General features: G+C 63.2%; 13 protein-coding genes. 11 read left to right on the top strand and 2 right to left on the bottom strand.

Translation table 11 applies throughout. The features are described 5' to 3' along the window. Positions 1-49 precede the first annotated feature (49 nt). Entirely contained in the window at positions 50-1006 is a 957-nt protein-coding gene (locus IFT98_RS02600; RefSeq protein WP_192047420.1) for a sugar ABC transporter substrate-binding protein, read from the bottom strand. Positions 1007-1220: 214 nt separating this feature from the next. Between IFT98_RS02600 and IFT98_RS02595 the strand changes: the two genes are divergently transcribed. The 4 genes from IFT98_RS02595 (at position 1221) to IFT98_RS02580 (ending at position 7612) form a co-directional block, all read left to right on the top strand. Next, positions 1221-4004, top strand: a complete 2784-nt coding sequence (locus IFT98_RS02595) for an RHS repeat protein (protein WP_192047421.1) — start codon at positions 1221-1223, stop codon at positions 4002-4004. A gap of 143 nt (positions 4005-4147) precedes the next feature. Next, entirely contained in the window at positions 4148-5488 is a 1341-nt protein-coding gene (locus IFT98_RS02590; protein ID WP_192047422.1) for a cation:proton antiporter, read from the top strand. A 288-nt stretch (positions 5489-5776) separates the two neighbouring features. Beyond that, positions 5777-7222 (top strand): ATPase domain-containing protein, encoded by a 1446-nt coding sequence (locus IFT98_RS02585; RefSeq protein ID WP_192047581.1) that lies wholly within the window; start codon positions 5777-5779, stop codon positions 7220-7222. A 21-nt stretch (positions 7223-7243) separates the two neighbouring features. Next, a complete protein-coding gene (locus IFT98_RS02580) occupies positions 7244-7612 on the top strand; it encodes a response regulator (protein ID WP_122796837.1) in 369 nt (122 codons plus the stop codon). A 23-nt stretch (positions 7613-7635) separates the two neighbouring features. Here IFT98_RS02580 and map read toward each other — a convergent pair whose 3' ends face one another. Beyond that, on the bottom strand, positions 7636-8394 hold the full coding sequence (gene map, locus IFT98_RS02575) for a type I methionyl aminopeptidase (RefSeq protein WP_342214117.1): 759 nt from the start codon (positions 8392-8394) through the stop codon (positions 7636-7638). A 392-nt stretch (positions 8395-8786) separates the two neighbouring features. Here map and IFT98_RS02570 point away from each other — a divergent pair, with 392 nt between their 5' ends. The 7 genes from IFT98_RS02570 to tcuC all read left to right on the top strand — a co-directional run bounded on the left by IFT98_RS02570 (position 8787) and on the right by tcuC (position 15296). Next, a complete protein-coding gene (locus IFT98_RS02570) occupies positions 8787-10247 on the top strand; it encodes a sugar porter family MFS transporter (RefSeq protein WP_274603742.1) in 1461 nt (486 codons plus the stop codon). A gap of 100 nt (positions 10248-10347) precedes the next feature. Further along, positions 10348-10623: a DUF3253 domain-containing protein gene (locus tag IFT98_RS02565; protein WP_122796839.1), complete on the top strand. Its 276-nt coding sequence runs from the start codon at positions 10348-10350 to the stop codon at positions 10621-10623. 88 nt (positions 10624-10711) lie between these two features. Further along, a complete protein-coding gene (locus IFT98_RS02560) occupies positions 10712-11935 on the top strand; it encodes an MFS transporter (protein ID WP_192047423.1) in 1224 nt (407 codons plus the stop codon). Positions 11936-11971: 36 nt separating this feature from the next. After that, positions 11972-12127 (top strand): hypothetical protein, encoded by a 156-nt coding sequence (locus tag IFT98_RS02555; protein WP_192047424.1) that lies wholly within the window; start codon positions 11972-11974, stop codon positions 12125-12127. Between the two features lie 106 nt (positions 12128-12233). Beyond that, the gene (locus IFT98_RS02550) at positions 12234-13484 is read left to right on the top strand and encodes a D-mannose isomerase (RefSeq protein WP_192047425.1); all 1251 of its coding nucleotides are present in this window, start codon (positions 12234-12236) and stop codon (positions 13482-13484) included. A 117-nt stretch (positions 13485-13601) separates the two neighbouring features. Then, positions 13602-13826, top strand: a complete 225-nt coding sequence (locus IFT98_RS02545) for a DUF6555 family protein (RefSeq protein WP_192047426.1) — start codon at positions 13602-13604, stop codon at positions 13824-13826. A 180-nt stretch (positions 13827-14006) separates the two neighbouring features. After that, the gene (gene tcuC / locus IFT98_RS02540; protein WP_192047427.1) at positions 14007-15296 is read left to right on the top strand and encodes an MFS transporter; all 1290 of its coding nucleotides are present in this window, start codon (positions 14007-14009) and stop codon (positions 15294-15296) included. Positions 15297-15338: the final 42 nt, after the last annotated feature.

Here is a 15338-nt window from a genome sequence, read left to right as displayed (position 1 = left end):
GCGGGCGACAGGCCGGCACTGGCCGGACCTGCCCGCGAGGTGCACTGCATCAAGGCTGGGTGACGAGCTCGACCGGGGTCTGGATGACACCGTTGGCGTCGACGTCGAGCTTGTCGCCCTTGACCAGCGCCAGGGCATTCTGGATGCCGAACACCGCCTGGCGGGCGGCGAACTGGTCGGCCGTGGCCAGGATGCGGCCGTCTTTCAGCATCGGCTTGATAGCATTGATGTTGTCGTAGCCGACCACCTGGACCTTGCCCGCCTTGCCGGCGGAGCGCACTGCGGACACCGCGCCCAGCGCCATGCTGTCGTTGCCGGCCAGCAGGGCCTTGAGGTCCGGGTATTCGTTGAGCATGGCCGAAGCGACGGCATTGCCCTTGTCGATTTCCCAGTTACCCGACTGCACCGAGACGATCTTCATCTGCGCCGCTTGCATGGCGTCCTTGAAACCGGCGGTGCGCATCTGCGCGTTGGTGGTGGTCGGTACGCCTTCGATGATGCCGACCTGGTCGCCGGCGCTCAGGCGGGTGGCCAGATAATCACCCACCAACTTGGCGCCCTTGCGGTTGTCGGGGCCCACGAACGGTACGGTGATACCTTTGCTTTTCAGCACCCCGGCATCGAGCTGGTTGTCGATGTTGACGACCTTGATGCCAGCATCCATGGCTTTCTTGATGATGGGTACCAGCGCCTTGGAGTCTGCCGGCGCAATGACCAGCGCGTCGACCTTGGCGACGATCATCTGCTCGACGATACGGATCTGGTTGGCGGTGTCGGACTCATCCTTGATGCCGTTGGACACCAGATCGAAATCGGCAGCGTGCTCTTTCTGGTAGCTCTTGGCGCCGTCTTCCATGGTCAGGAAAAACTCGTTGGCCAGGGACTTCATGACCAGCGCGACCTTGGGCTTCTGGGTATCGGCGAAAGAGGATTGCAACGGGGCGATGGCGCCGATGGCAGCCATCAGGGAGACAGCGAGCAGGCGTCCGGCGAAGGGCAGCTTCATGGGGTTACTCCGATCTTATGATTGTTTTCGAGCGCAGCCTGCGGAAACCCGCAAACGTTTGCGTGAGAGGAACTATGGTCAGGGATCGGGGAATTGTCAATCGGTGCCGAGCGCTGTAGCACGGGTCATCACAGCGCCCACTCGGGGCGGGCAGAAACACGGCAGGTTACAACTGCAGGAAACCCGCCCCTGATTTCTGTTTATCGGTACTGCCATGACTGACCCTGCTTCTCACCTCATCCATACCGCCACCCCTGCCCTGCGCTGCTTCGACGGCCGTGCGCGGGTGCTGCGCGACATCGCCTACCACCGCGACCAAGCGGGTCCCGCACAAGCCCGCATCACCCGTTACAGCCATGACGCCGGCGGACAACTGATCAGCAGTATCGATCCGCGCCTTCACGCAGCCCAGGCCGAACGACCCGACGTGGCCGCCAACCTGGTGCAACGGCACAGCTTGAGCGGTCGATGCCTGCGCATCCACAGTGTCGACGCCGGCACTACCCGCACGCTGTACGATGCCTGTGGCCGCGAGGCGGTGACTTGGCAGGCCAACGGTGTCGAGCAGACGCGCTGCTACGAAACGGCGTCGTTACCCGGCCGGCTGCTGTCGATCCGGGAACGCTCTGCCCAACGCACCTTTCGCACCGCCGAGCGCTGGCAATGGGCGGACGTTGACGCACAGGCCAAAGCGTTCAACCTGGCCGGGCACTGCCAGACGCGTTTCGACAGCGCTGGCAGACACGTCGTGCAAGCGCGCAGCCTGCTCGGCGCAATTGCCGGCGAGACCCTGCAACTGCTCGCAGGTCACACCGAATGCGATTGGGCGCAGGACAATATTCAAGGGGGGCGGTGCCTGGAACCGCAAGCCTTGACCAGTACGGCGAGCTTCGATGCCTGCGGCGCAATCATCGCCAGCGAGGACGCCAGAGGCCATCGTCAACGCCACGGCCATGACCGTTGCGGGCAGTACCGGGCCAGTTGGGTCACGTGCAATGACAGCTTGGAGACGCCTGTCGTGCTGGACGTGACCTACGACGCCGGGGGGCAGAAAGAGGTCGAGCGGCACGCCAACGGCATCGTCATCACCCATACCTATGCAGCCGACACCCAACGCCTGGTCGGTTTGCGTACCCAGCGCGCCAGCGACCGCCAGACCTTGCAGGACCTGCGCTACCAGTATGACCCGACGGGCCGGGTGACTCAGGTGCGCAACGAAGCCGAGCAGACACGCTTCTGGCGCAATCAGAAAATCGATCCGCAGCAGGACTACCGTTACGATTCGCTGTCCCAGCTGATCCTGGCCAGCGGTCGGCAGATGGCTGCACACGGCCAGATGCAGAGCAACCTGCCCTCTGCGCTGCCCGTCGACACCCGCGCCTACGCCTCGTACCAGCGTCGCTATGCGTACGACGAGGCCGGCAACCTGCTGAGCATTCGGCACACCGTGCCAACAACCAATGCCGGCTACACCGTCAGGCTGACGACCTCGGCGTGCAGCAACCGGGCCGTCCTGAGCAGCGTGTGCGATGACCCGGCACTGATCGATCGCCAGTTCGATGCCGCCGGGCAGCAACGCGCACTGGACGGCGCCCAATCTACGGCCTGGAACAGTCGTATGCAGCTGGCCAGCGTGACACGCACCGGGGCAGGCACCGAGCACTACCTCTACGGCCAGCAGCACCAGCGACTGCGCAAGACCCACGCGCAGGGAAGCACCTGCTACCTGCCGGGGCTGGAGTTGCGCCAGCAGGACGGCCAGACCCTGCATTGCCTCAAGGTGGCCGAACATATTCGCTTGCTGCACTGGCCCGACGGCAGCCCCGAGGGTCTGGCCAACGACCAGTTGCGCTATAGCTACACCGACCTGCTGGGCAGTCATGGCCTGGAGCTCGATGGCGACGGTCAAGTCATCAGCCGCGAGGAATTCTTCCCGTTCGGCGCCACGGCGGTCTGGGCCTGCCGCCATCAGGTCGAGGCGAGCTACAAGACCGTCCGTTACTCGGGCAAGGAACGCGACGACACCGGGCTCTACTACTATGGCTACCGCTACTATCAGCCTTGGGCCGGACGCTGGCTGAGCGCTGATCCGGCAGGGACAGTGGATGGGCTCAATCTGTATGCCATGGTGCGCAACTCGCCGTCGTCTGCAGTGGATGACGATGGCCGGATGTTGCGCGCCGTGTTCAAGGGCGGCGTCGGCGCAGCCGGGATCGGCTACGAAGCGTACAAGTACCACGAGCGCCAGTCGCAAGCGCCAGCACAGCCAGCTGCTGCTCCGACAAGCACCTCGATGGGCGACCAGCGGGCGGACAACGCCATGGGCAAGGTTCAGCGCATGAAGGAACAATTCAGCCCTGGGCAACAGATCCTGAACAGTGCCAAGGGCCGTGCGCAGACGGCAGATCACCTCGCGCACGGGCAAGTGCCGGGCGTCGGTGCAGTGCTCAAGGGCGCTAAAGGTGTCGGCACCGTCGTCGAATTCAGCCAGACCGGCGACCTCTCGCAAATCAGCAAAGCGCCTCTGGCGGGAGCAATTGCCACGGATGCAGTCACCGGTGTTGCGCACAGCATCAAGGCCACCATCAAAAATACCCAGAAAGCCGTGAAAGGCACTGCCGAGCTGGCAACGCTTTCCGATACCAAGGCCGAGGAGCTCCAAGCGTCACTGCACGATCTGCAGGAGCTGACGCAAGACAAGCTGATCACCGGCTTGTCGTTCGGTGCTACGGTCAAGGCAGGCCTGGACGGAGCGGCTGCAGTGGTGCCTCATCCAATGGCAAGGTTCGGACTCAAGGTGTTGTCGACGGCGTGGACCGTGACCGGTGTGGTGCATGGCGCAGAAGAGCTCGGCGAGATTGCCAAAACCCATGAGGATCTGCTTGCCAGCAAGACAGGTGAAAACCTCATGGGGCAGATGAAGACAGTGAACGCGTCGAATCGCACGGGGATCATGGACCGCGTCAAACAGAGCTATGGTCTCTCCGGCAATCCATGACGCCAGCTCGTCGCCTTTTGCAGCACGTGGCCGTGCGGCGGGGCCGCGACGTTTTGCCACTCAACTAACGCCCTCGCTGGCAGTCACAGCTGAAGCGGTTACATTTTGTAGCCATTTTATGGGTGCAAGCCCGGCGAGGCCTGATGAGCTTTATCTTGTGGATGGCTGTTCTTGGCGTCCTGCTGTTGATGCTGGCGCTGACGGCGTCCTATTTGCGCTGGCTGCCGGTGACGACCTCTGCAGTGTGCCTGGCATTCGGCGTGGCCATCGGTCCCATGGGGCTGGGTCTGTTCACCACCGACTTCAAGGACACCGCCTCGTGGCTCGAGCGGCTGGCGGAGGCCGCAGTGCTGTTCTCGCTGTTCAGTACCGGCATCAAGCTGCGGCTTAGCCTGGGGCGCAGCGCGTGGCGAGCGGCCTATATGCTGTCGGGTCCGGTCATGCTGGTGTCGATTCTGGGCGTCTGCCTGGTGGCGCACTACGGCCTGGGCTTGTCCTGGGGCGTGAGTACCCTGCTTGGGGCGATGCTGGCGCCGACCGATCCGGTGCTGGCGTCCATGGTTCAGGTGAACAGCGCGCAGGACTTCGACCGCGTGCGCTTCGGGCTGTCGGGTGAGGCCGGGCTCAACGACGGTACGGCCTTTCCCTTCGTGATCCTGAGCCTGCTGATGCTGCACCATGGCAGCCTGGACAGCCACTGGCTAGGCCAGTGGGCCTTGGAAAACCTGCTGTGGGGCGTGCCGGTCGGGCTGCTGGTCGGTTACGGGATGGGCCGGGCCATCGGTCACCTGATGATCTACCTGCGCGTGCGCAATGCCGACAGCACCAACTCGCCCAACGATTTTCTGGCGCTGGCACTGATCGCGCTGTCGTACTTCGGCGCCGCGTCTCTGGGCGCCTTCGGATTTCTCGCGGTGTTCGCGGCCGGCCTGGGGCTGCGTCAGGCAGAGGTGCGTACGTCGGGATCCGAGGTCCCTTCGGAGCATCTGGCCAAGCCGATCGTGGGTCACCGGGACCTGGCGCCCGAGGAAGGTACCGTCACCCATCCCAAGGATCTGGAGGACGGGCAATTGGCCGCTGGGGTGATGATGGGCGACATCCTGGTGTTCGGCAACCTGGTGGAGCGGTCGATGGAAGTGCTGCTGATCACCATTCTGGGAGCGACGTTGTCTGCCTACTGGGACTGGCGAGCGGTCGGCCTGGCGGCGGCACTGTTCTGCGTGATCCGCCCGCTGAGCGTATGGCTGCTGGTCAGCCGCCGTCTGCTCGATGGGCACCAGCGGGCGTTGCTGGGCTGGTTCGGCATCCGCGGGATCGGTTCGATCTACTACCTGTGCTACGCCCTGGCTCAGGAACTGCCGGAGTCGGTCGAGCAGGTGTGCATCAGCCTGACGTTGTCGGTGGTGGCCTTGAGCATTCTGGTGCATGGCATCAGCACCCAGCCATTGCTGGAGCATTACGAACGTCGGCGCAAGTCCGTCTAGCGGTGGTTGAGGTGGATCAGGGGCTGCGCGGTGCTGCCGGACGCGACTTGCGCCGCTGCTACAGGGAGTGCGAACACATGCCATACCGTTGGCGCAAGCCGCGTCGACAGTGTATGCGATGTATCTGAATGGATGCGGTGACACCTGACGCGGCTTGCGCCGCTGTTACAGGGTATGGGTTCGGATGCACCGGCTTGGTCAAAAAGGTATAGAATCCCCAGCATTTGAAGGATCGGTCACCGTCGTCCAGACGCGGTCGATCACGCACAACCCATACAGGCAGATCGGATATTGGAACAGCTAAAGCGCCTCGCGAGCGGGATTGAAGGGCTCGATTTGTTGCTCAAGGGTGGGCTGGTGGCCGGTGCGTCATACATCGTGCAGGGCCGTCCGGGTTCGGGCAAGACCATCCTGGCCAACCAATTGGGCTTCAATCACGTGAGCCAGGGCGGCCGGGTCCTGGTCGCCACGCTGCTCGCGGAATCCCACGAGCGGCTGTTCCAATACTTGTCCACCTTGAGCTTTTTCGATGCCTCGAAGATAGGCAACGAAATCCAGTTCGTCAGTGCGTTCGACACCCTGGAAAACGAAGGCCTGGACGAAGTGGTCAAGCTGCTGCGCCGCGAGATCAGTCGGCAGAAAGCGACGGTGTTGATCGTCGACGGGGTACTCAACGCCCGCTCCAAGGCTGACTCGCAGATCGACACCAAGAAGTTCATCTCCGAACTGCAGGGTCATGCCGCGTTCGCCGGGTGCACGGTGCTGTTCCTGACCAGCTCGCGACTGGACGACGGCAGCCCCGAACACACCATGGTCGATGGCGTGATCGAACTGGGCGAAGAGCTGTTCAACACCCGTTCGGTGCGCCGCATCCAGCTGCGCAAGACCCGAGGCAGCGGCGCGCTGTCGGGTCTGCATGAGTGCGAGATCACCGACGATGGGCTGGTGGTCTATCCACGCCTGGAAAGCCTCTACAGCCGCCCGTCCTGCCCCGACCCCACCGATCTCAGCCGCATACCCAGCGGCATTCCCGCGCTGGACAACCTGATTGGCGGTGGTCTGCCGCGCTCTTCGGTGACGCTGGTGATGGGGCCGTCGGGCATCGGCAAGACCAGCCTGGGGATCAACTTCCTCGCCGCGTCCACGCCCGAACAGCCGGGCATGCTGTTTGGCATGTACGAGTCCGAGCGCCGTTTGCAGGTCAAGGCACGATCGCTGGGTCATGACTTCGAGGCGCTGCAAGCCAGCGGTGCTCTGCACGTGTGCTGGCAGCCCACTACAGAAGGGCTGCTCGACGGTCTGGGATTACGGCTGTTGCGCCACGTCGAAGTCCATGGCATCAAGCGCCTGCTCATCGACAGCCTGGGCGGCATGGCCCGCACGGCGACCAGTACGGTACGCCTGACCGAGTTCTTCAGCACCCTGATGAGCGAGCTGCGCGCCCGCGGCGTGACGGTATTCGCCACCTGGGAGGTTCGCGGCCTGTTCGGCCCGGAGATCACCTCGCCGGCGCCAGACCTCTCCAGCATCGTCGACAACATCCTGCTGACGCGATTTGTCGAACATGAGTCTGAACTAAAGCGCCTGCTGTCCATTCTTAAAGTCAGAGACAGCTACTATGATCCGTCGCTATTGGAGCTGGTCATTCATGGTCATGGAATCGACCTGAGAAAGGCGTTCACAAATGCAGAGGCAGTGTTATCAGGTAGTGCCTCCACGATTTCGAATCCGTGATGCTGCCGGGGTCGAACTGACATGGCCACTATCCTGATCGTCGACGATGAGTATCTCATCGCCGACATTCTTGGTTACGCGTTGGAAGACGAAGGCTATATGGCCGTCAAGGCCGGTAATGGCAAGCGTGCGCTTGAGATCCTCGATCGTGAGCGTCCGGCATTGGTCATTACCGACTTCATGATGCCTGGGATGAACGGCCTCGAACTGGCGCAGAAGATCCGTAGTCACGCCTCGTTCGAGTCTGTGCCCATTCTTTTGATGAGTGGCGCCCAAGGCAACGTCGGTCGGGCAACGCCCGAACTTTTCAACGCCGTATACGACAAGCCCTTCGACATCAACGAAGTAGTGGCACGCGTGCGCGAATTGGTCCCGCTGGATCCGGTCTAGGCGCAAAAGCCGCCGCTCGCGCGTTACAGCGTGAGAATCTCGTAGCCATCGGCAGTCACTGCCACCATGTGCTCCCATTGCGCGGACAATGACTGATCGCGGGTCACCACAGTCCAGCCATCTGCCAACTGGCGGGTGCCAGCCTTCCCGGCGTTGATCATCGGCTCGACAGTGAAAATCATGCCCTGGGTCAAGCGCATCCCCTCGCCCTTGCGGCCGTAGTGCAGCACTTGCGGATCGTCGTGGTAGATCTGTCCGATGCCATGTCCGCAGTACTCGCGCACTACGCTGAACCCTTCACGGTGCGCCACGCTCTGGATGGCGTGGCCGATGTCGCCCAAGGTCGCACCCGGCTTGACCACTTCGATACCGGCCAGCATTGCCTCGTAAGTGGTGTCCACAAGCCGTTTTGCCAGCGCGCTGGGTTCACCGACGTAGTACATGCGGCTGGTGTCGCCGAACCAGCGGTCCTTGATGACGGCCACATCGATATTGACGATGTCGCCGTCGGCCAGCACCACATCGTTGCTGGGCACACCGTGGCAAACCACCTCGTTCACCGAAATGCACACCGTCTTGGTGAACCCGTGATAGCCAACGTTGGCCGGGATCACTTTCAATTCGTTGACGATGTAGGCATTGCACAGCTCGTCCAGGTACTGCGTGGTCACGCCGGCCTGTACGTGCGGTGCAATCATGCGCAGTACGTCAGCGGCAAGCGCCCCGGCGCGGCGGGCCATGGCGACTTGCTCGGGGGTGCGGTTCAGATTCTTGCGGCTCACGGGTTTCTCCTGCGATTCGAGCCTCTATGCTAGCAGAGCGCCGCTGCCGTGCCTGTGCGGCGCACGCCGACATCATTTAATTTCAAACGATACAAAACTTTTTGTAACCACTTCGTTCATAAGACTCACAGCCCAGCGCCATACCGGCAGATGGTCGCGAAAAGCGCACAGGCAGTGTCTTCGGCAGCGTGATCGAATGCGGTTCGAAGACTTCAACATCAAAGCAGTTCGACATAATCATAATATCCGCTGGAGCCGACGGCCTTTGGGAGTGACCCTTTCCCGGGCCGGCATCGCAACACCGAACGCTGATACCTGCCCTGCTCCTTTCGTGCGCGATCCTGCGTGGCGCATCACTACGCATTGCCTGCGTGCAATGAAAGGAATGAGCCTTGTCCAGTTCCAACACCACAGCACCCGAGACTTCGCCTGCGGGCGAGGAAAACGACGCTACACGCACCTCTCCTGGCCAGATAGTGGTGCGGGTGGCGATCATCGCCACCATGGGCGCCCTGGCCTTCGGCTACGACACGGGGGTGATCTCCGGAGCCCTCCCCTTCATGACGCAGGGACCGGACCAAGGTGGCCTGGGCCTCACTCCGTTCACCGAGGGCCTGGTGGCTTCCTCGCTGATTCTGGGCGCCGCCTTCGGCTCATTGTTCGCCGGGCACCTGGCCGACAAATACGGGCGGCTGACGGCGCTCAAGGGCCTGGCCATTTTGTTCATGATCGGCGCCCTGGGTTCCGCCCTCGCGCCGACGGTCGCGATCATGATCGCCACACGCTTCGTGCTGGGGCTGGCAGTCGGCGGGGCATCGGCGATCGTGCCGATGTTCATTGCCGAGATCGCCGGCCCCAACAAGCGGGCGCGGCTGGTCAGCCAGAATGAGTTGATGATCGTCACCGGGCAGTTGGTGGCCTACGTCTCCAACGCCCTGCTCGCGCATTTCGCCCACACCCCGGATGTATGGCGCTGGATGCTCGCCATCGCGGTGATCCCGGCGGCCCTGCTGTGGATCGGCATGCACTTCGTGCCCACCTCACCGCGCTGGCTGGCCAGCAAGGGGCGCATGGACGAGGCGCGCGAAGTGCTGGAAAGACTGCGATCGAGCAAGAAGCAGGTCGACAAGGAAATGAAGGAGATCATTGCCCAGAACGAAGAACAACGCGCCGATGTCAGTTGGTCCTCGATCTGGGCCGAGCCCTGGCTGCGTCGCCTGTTGCTGGTGGGCATGGGGCTGGGCTTCGTGGCTCAGCTCACGGGGGTGAATGCGTTCATGTATTTCACTCCGGTCATCCTCAAGTCCACCGGGCTGGGGACCAACGCGGCACTCACCGCCACCATCGGCAACGGCGTGGCTTCGGTGATCGCCACGTTGATCGGCATCTGGCTGGTCGGGCGCCATGGCCGGCGGCCGATGCTGATGACCGGCCTGTGCTTCGTGATCCTCGCGCAGGTGCTGCTCTGCTGTGTGCTGACCATGCTGCCGGCCTCGCTGCTGCAGAGCTACCTGGCGCTGGCCTGCATCCTGATGTTCCTGCTGTTCATGCAGACCTTCATCGCCCCGGTCTACTGGCTGCTGATGTCCGAGCTGTTTCCTTCGCACCTGCGTGGCCTGATGACCGGCACGGCGGTGTGCTTCCAGTGGCTGTGCAATGCGTCGGTGGCGTTCATGTTCCCGATCGCGCTGGCCGGCTTCGGCCCTTACACCTTCATGTTGTTCGCGGTGATCAACGTCATGTCGCTGATCTTCGTGATGACGTGCGTGCCGGAAACCCGGGGCAAGTCGCTGGAGCAGATCGAACGGCACATGGAGAAGGAGTTCACCCCGGACGAGGCCGCCAGCGCCTGAATCGCGAACGGGTCGAGATGTCCACTGCGGGACGTTGCAGGTAACATGGCTGAAGTTGTTTTCATATTCGCCATGTCGCCTGCAAGGACGAACGCCCTCCATGAGCCATCCCGACGACGTCATCGCCAGCCGCGTCCTGCAACTGCTGGAACAGCGCGCTCCCAGCGCTTCGATCTGCCCCTCCGAGGTGGCTCGCTCGCTGGAGGCGGATGAGCCGCAGTGGCGCGCGTTGATGCCCGAGGTTCGCCGGGTGGCCAGGGCCCTGGCCGCTGCTCGAATCATCGACGTGACTCAAGGCGACGTGCGGCTCGACCCGGACAGCGAACCCGAAGGGCCGATCCGGTTGCGTCGCGGCGCGCATTTCAAGCACCCGTGAGGCAAACCCGGACGCCGCTGTTCACGGGCGTACGGCTGATTGCCACACGCGGTTACTCCGACCGCCCTCTCCGATCTGGCTGAAACCGATGACTCGAACACCTGCCCAACACCCTGGCGTCACAGACGGCACCTGCACTGACCAGACGGGCTTCTGGCTGATCGCCCTGGCCTTTCTGATCACCATGATCGGCACCACCCTGCCAACGCCGCTGTATGCCTTGTATCAACAGCACCTGGGTTTCGGTCCGACCTGGGTGACCTTGATCTTCGCCATCTACGCCGCCGGCGTGATCTTCGCGCTGCTGGCAGTCGGCAGTTGGTCCGACCAACTGGGCCGGCGACCGATGCTGCTGGCCGGCCTGGCCATGGGCGCGCTCAGTGCGCTGATCTTCCTTTGCACCGACTCCATCGGCGGACTGCTGGTCGGGCGGCTGATCTCGGGCTTCTCGGCCGGCATCATGACCGGTACCGGCACGGTGGCTGTGATCGAGGCGGCCCCCAAGCGCTGGCAGGGCACTGCGACCCTGGTCGCCACCGCAGCCAACATGCTCGGCCTGGGCCTCGGGCCATTGCTGGCCGGGGTGACTTCGCAATTCCTGCCCTGGCCCGTACACCTGGCGTTCATCGTCCACCTGCTGCTGCTGTTGGCAGCTACCGCAGCCATCCTGGCTGTCAGAGAGACCGCACAACGCCCGGCCAAGCCGCGGCTCGCCTTCCAGCGTCCGAGCCTGCCAGCGGCGGTGCGCGGGCCGTTCATTCCTGCGGCCATTGCCGGCCTCGCCGGTTTCAGCGTGACGGGACTGTTCACCTCGCTGGTGCCGTCGATCATGCGTCAGATCATGGGTCACGACGGCGGGGTTGTGATCGGCGCCGTGATCTTCGTGCTGTTTGCCGGCTCGGTCGTCGGCCAGGCCTGGGTCCGGCGGATCCGCGACACTGCGCAAATGAGCATCGGCTGCAGCGTGCTGATCGTGGGCGTGGCCTGCCTGGGCATGAGTATCGCCAGCGCGCAGCTGTGGCTATTGGTACTGGGCGGCGCCTTGAGCGGCATCGGCCAGGGCGTGACTTTCCGCGCCGGCATGGGTGCAGTGGCCAATGCCGCGCCTGCCGGCCAGAAAGCCGGCGTGACCTCGGCGCTGTTCATCGTTTACTACCTGTCCATGTCGGTGCCGGTGATCGCGGTCGGCGTGAGCATTCCACAGTTCGGCCTGCATCATTCGGCCGAGTTTTTCAGCGTGCTGGTTGCCCTGGTTGCGGTGGTGGCCATGGTCAGCATGAACGTCGTGCGTGCCCGGGCGTCCAATGCCTGAGTCGACCGCCTGCTGGTCGCCAACAGGAGAATGACCATGACACCTGAAACAGAAGGCAAAGAAGAAAAAGGCCCCACCGGTTTGCCCTTCATCAACGATCCAGGCAGCGAGGATCCTGGCTCGGTGACCACCAAAGATGCCACCGTGCCGCTTAAAGAAGAAGATGACGAGGATGAAGAGTCCTATCAATAGGCCGAATCGGCCACAAGCCTGACTCTGCGGGTCGGTGCCGTCCAAGCGTCAATGCGCCCCGCTATGCTGGATGCTTCCTGCATTCCCCAGCGAGGCATTGGTACAGATGGAGCCCCTTACTCCCGCCGCGAACAGTTGGTTGACCCTTCCCGCCCACCGCCAGTGGCTGGCCCTGCAAGGCCAGCGATTGCTGGAGTTTGCCAAGGCCGCGCGGATCGAGAACGGCTTCGCCGACCTCGACCACCGCGGCCAACCGGTGCTGTCCCGCGGTGCATTGACCATTCAGACCGCGCGCATGACCCACAGCTTCGCCCTCGCCTGCCTGCAGGGACTCCCAGGCAGCGCGGCCATGGTCGACCACGGTATTTGCGCGCTGCAGGGCCCGCTGCGCGATGCACGACACGGCGGCTGGCATGCCAGCGAAAAACCCGAGTCTGCAGAGCGCAAGCAAGCCTACCTGCACGCGTTCGTCGCCCTGGCGGCGAGTTCGGCGGTTGCCGCCGGCCGGCCCGGCGCCGCAGCGTTGCTGGCGGATGCGGTCGATGTGCTGGAACGACGCTTCTGGTGCGAGGAGGAGCAGGCATTCCTGGAGTCCTTCGCCCAGGACTGGACCGACCGGGAAAGCTACCGCGGTGGCAACAGCAACATGCACGGCGTGGAAGCCTGCCTGGCGCTAGCCGACGTCTGCAACGACGATAAATGGCTGGCCCGTGCACTGGCGATCAGTGAACGATTGATTCACCACCACGCGGCCGCTGCCAGTTACCTGCCGGTCGAACATTTCGACGCCTGCTGGCAACCCCTGGCGGACTATAACCACGAGCGCCCGGCGGACGAATTTCGCCCATACGGGCAAACTCCAGGGCACGCATTCGAGTGGGCCCGGTTGCTGCTGCACCTGGAAGCCGCCCGGCACCGCATCGGCCTGGCCAACCCAAGCTGGCTGGCTGACGACGCCCAGCGCCTGTTCGCCGCAGCCTGCGACTTGGGCTGGGCTGTGGACGGCCAGCCGGGGATTGTCTACACCATCGACTGGCAGCACCGGCCAGTGGTCGCTCAACGCCTGCACTGGACGCTGGCCGAGGCGGTGGCTGCCGCCGCAGCGTTGTACCAGCGCACCGGGGATAGCCGTTACGAGCACTGGTATCGCGAGTTCTGGGACTACATCGACCTTTACCTGATCGACCGCGAGCACGGCAGCTGGCACCACGAACTCGACGCACACAATCGACCGGCAGGGACCATCTGGCCGGGCAAGCCCGATCTCTATCATGCCTACCAGGCGACGTTGTTGCCGACCTTGCCACTGGCCCCGAGCCTGGCAACCGCGCTGGCCCGCCAGGCCGACCTGGGCTGAGAGAGCTGCCGTGCAATCTGCGGATTGGCGCGAGCGCGCCGATCCGACGGAATTTTTCTGCCGGGCCATACTCCGACGCACATCACGCCGCACATCACAAGGAAGAACCCCGGCCCCATGAACAACGCGAAACTGTTCGTCATCGACTACACCCTGCACGGCGATCCCAAGTCATTCGTCATCAGAGCTGAAAAAATGGACGCCAGCGAAGCCTGGCACTGGGCGAGCTGCGACGCCGGGGTGGGCCGCATCGGTCGATTCGGCCGTGAGCACGTGGCCAAGACCAGCCAGCCCTCGGCGGAAAAATTCGGCATTCACGCAGTGAGCTGGCGCCCCGCCTGAGCGAAGTCGGCAGTCACTGCCCCATTCTGTTACTTAGCTAGCGAACGAATTCACTTTACCTGAGGTCGATCTGCAACATATCGTTACAAGATATGTTCCCGGTGCTGGATACCCGTGCTTGATGGGCCAGGTGTTCGAATCCAGGGATCACCAACAAGATCAAGTAGAGTGAGCACGGCCATGACATCTGAGGTGGGTAAAGGCAAGGCGATCTTTCGCGTTGTCAGCGGCAATTTCCTGGAAATGTTCGATTTCATGGTCTACGGCTTCTACGCCACGGCAATCGCCAAGACCTTCTTCCCGGCCGACAGCGCCTTCGCTTCGTTGATGCTATCGCTGGCCACCTTCGGTGCCGGCTTTCTGATGCGCCCGCTCGGGGCAATCTTTCTGGGTGCCTACATCGACCGGCACGGGCGCCGCAAAGGGCTGATCGTGACCCTGGCGTTGATGGCCATGGGCACGGTGTTGATTGCCTGTGTACCGGGCTACGCGACCCTGGGCGTGGCGGCGCCGCTGCTGGTGCTGCTCGGCCGGCTGCTGCAGGGGTTTTCGGCGGGTGTCGAGCTTGGCGGCGTGTCGGTGTATCTGGCCGAAATCGCCACACCAGGGCGCAAGGGCTTTTTCGTCAGTTGGCAGTCTGCCAGTCAGCAGGTCGCCGTGGTCTTCGCCGGCCTGCTGGGGGTATTGCTCAATCAGTTTCTCGATGCACGGCAGATGGGCGAATGGGGCTGGCGGGGGCCGTTCCTGGTGGGCTGCATGATCGTGCCGGTGATCTTTTTCATTCGCCGTTCGCTGGAAGAGACGCCCGAGTTCGAGGCCCGTACTCACCGGCCTACGCTCAAGCAAGTCGTACATTCGGTGGCGCAGAATTTTCGTCTGGTGCTGGCGGGCATGGCGTTGGTGGTGATGACCACCGTGTCGTTCTACCTGATTACCGCCTACACGCCGACATTCGGCAAGAACGAGCTGCACCTGTCCGACATGGATGCGTTGCTGGTAACCATGGCGGTAGGCATTTCCAACTTCATCTGGTTGCCGATCATGGGCGCGCTGTCGGACCGCATCGGACGCAAACCGTTGCTGCTTGCGGCCACGGTGCTGGCGATTCTGACGGCCTATCCGACCTTGTCATGGTTGGTGGCTGACCCCAGCTTCGCGCGTCTGCTGACGGTCGAGTTGTGGTTGTCGTTCCTGTATGGCTCGTATAACGGTGCCATGGTCGTGGCGCTGACCGAGATCATGCCGCTGGACGTGCGGACCACCGGGTTTTCCCTGGCCTACAGCCTGGCCACGGCCACGTTTGGCGGGTTCACCCCGGTAGCCTGCACCTACCTGATTCATGCCCTAGACAACAAGGCGGCACCGGGCATCTGGCTCAGTGGCGCGGCGCTGTTGGGGTTGGTGGCGACCCTGGTGCTGTTTCGCGGCGACCGCCATGCGCAGCGTACTGCGTTGGCGGCGCAGGCTTGAAACGGTGGCGCGGCCTTCGCGGGCAGAGACCCGCTCCCACAA

Origin of the sequence: Pseudomonas sp. CFBP 8770 (assembly GCF_014841705.1) — a bacterium.
GTDB lineage: Bacteria > Pseudomonadota > Gammaproteobacteria > Pseudomonadales > Pseudomonadaceae > Aquipseudomonas.
The sequence above is the reverse complement of the archived record's forward strand: the minus strand, read 5'-3'. Positions and strand labels throughout refer to the sequence as shown.

Bases quoted from the DNA above. Each gene is read 5' to 3' on its own strand.
- IFT98_RS02600 (WP_192047420.1), bottom strand. From the start codon at position 1,006: ATGAAGCTGCCCTTCGCCGGACGCCTGCTCGCTGTCTCCCTGATGGCT.
- IFT98_RS02595 (WP_192047421.1), top strand. From the start codon at position 1,221: ATGACTGACCCTGCTTCTCACCTCATCCATACCGCCACCCCTGCCCTG.
- IFT98_RS02590 (WP_192047422.1), top strand. From the start codon at position 4,148: ATGAGCTTTATCTTGTGGATGGCTGTTCTTGGCGTCCTGCTGTTGATG.
- IFT98_RS02580 (WP_122796837.1), top strand. From the start codon at position 7,244: ATGGCCACTATCCTGATCGTCGACGATGAGTATCTCATCGCCGACATT.
- IFT98_RS02565 (WP_122796839.1), top strand. From the start codon at position 10,348: ATGAGCCATCCCGACGACGTCATCGCCAGCCGCGTCCTGCAACTGCTG.
- IFT98_RS02560 (WP_192047423.1), top strand. From the start codon at position 10,712: ATGACTCGAACACCTGCCCAACACCCTGGCGTCACAGACGGCACCTGC.
- IFT98_RS02555 (WP_192047424.1), top strand. From the start codon at position 11,972: ATGACACCTGAAACAGAAGGCAAAGAAGAAAAAGGCCCCACCGGTTTG.
- IFT98_RS02550 (WP_192047425.1), top strand. From the start codon at position 12,234: ATGGAGCCCCTTACTCCCGCCGCGAACAGTTGGTTGACCCTTCCCGCC.
- IFT98_RS02545 (WP_192047426.1), top strand. From the start codon at position 13,602: ATGAACAACGCGAAACTGTTCGTCATCGACTACACCCTGCACGGCGAT.
- tcuC (WP_192047427.1), top strand. From the start codon at position 14,007: ATGACATCTGAGGTGGGTAAAGGCAAGGCGATCTTTCGCGTTGTCAGC.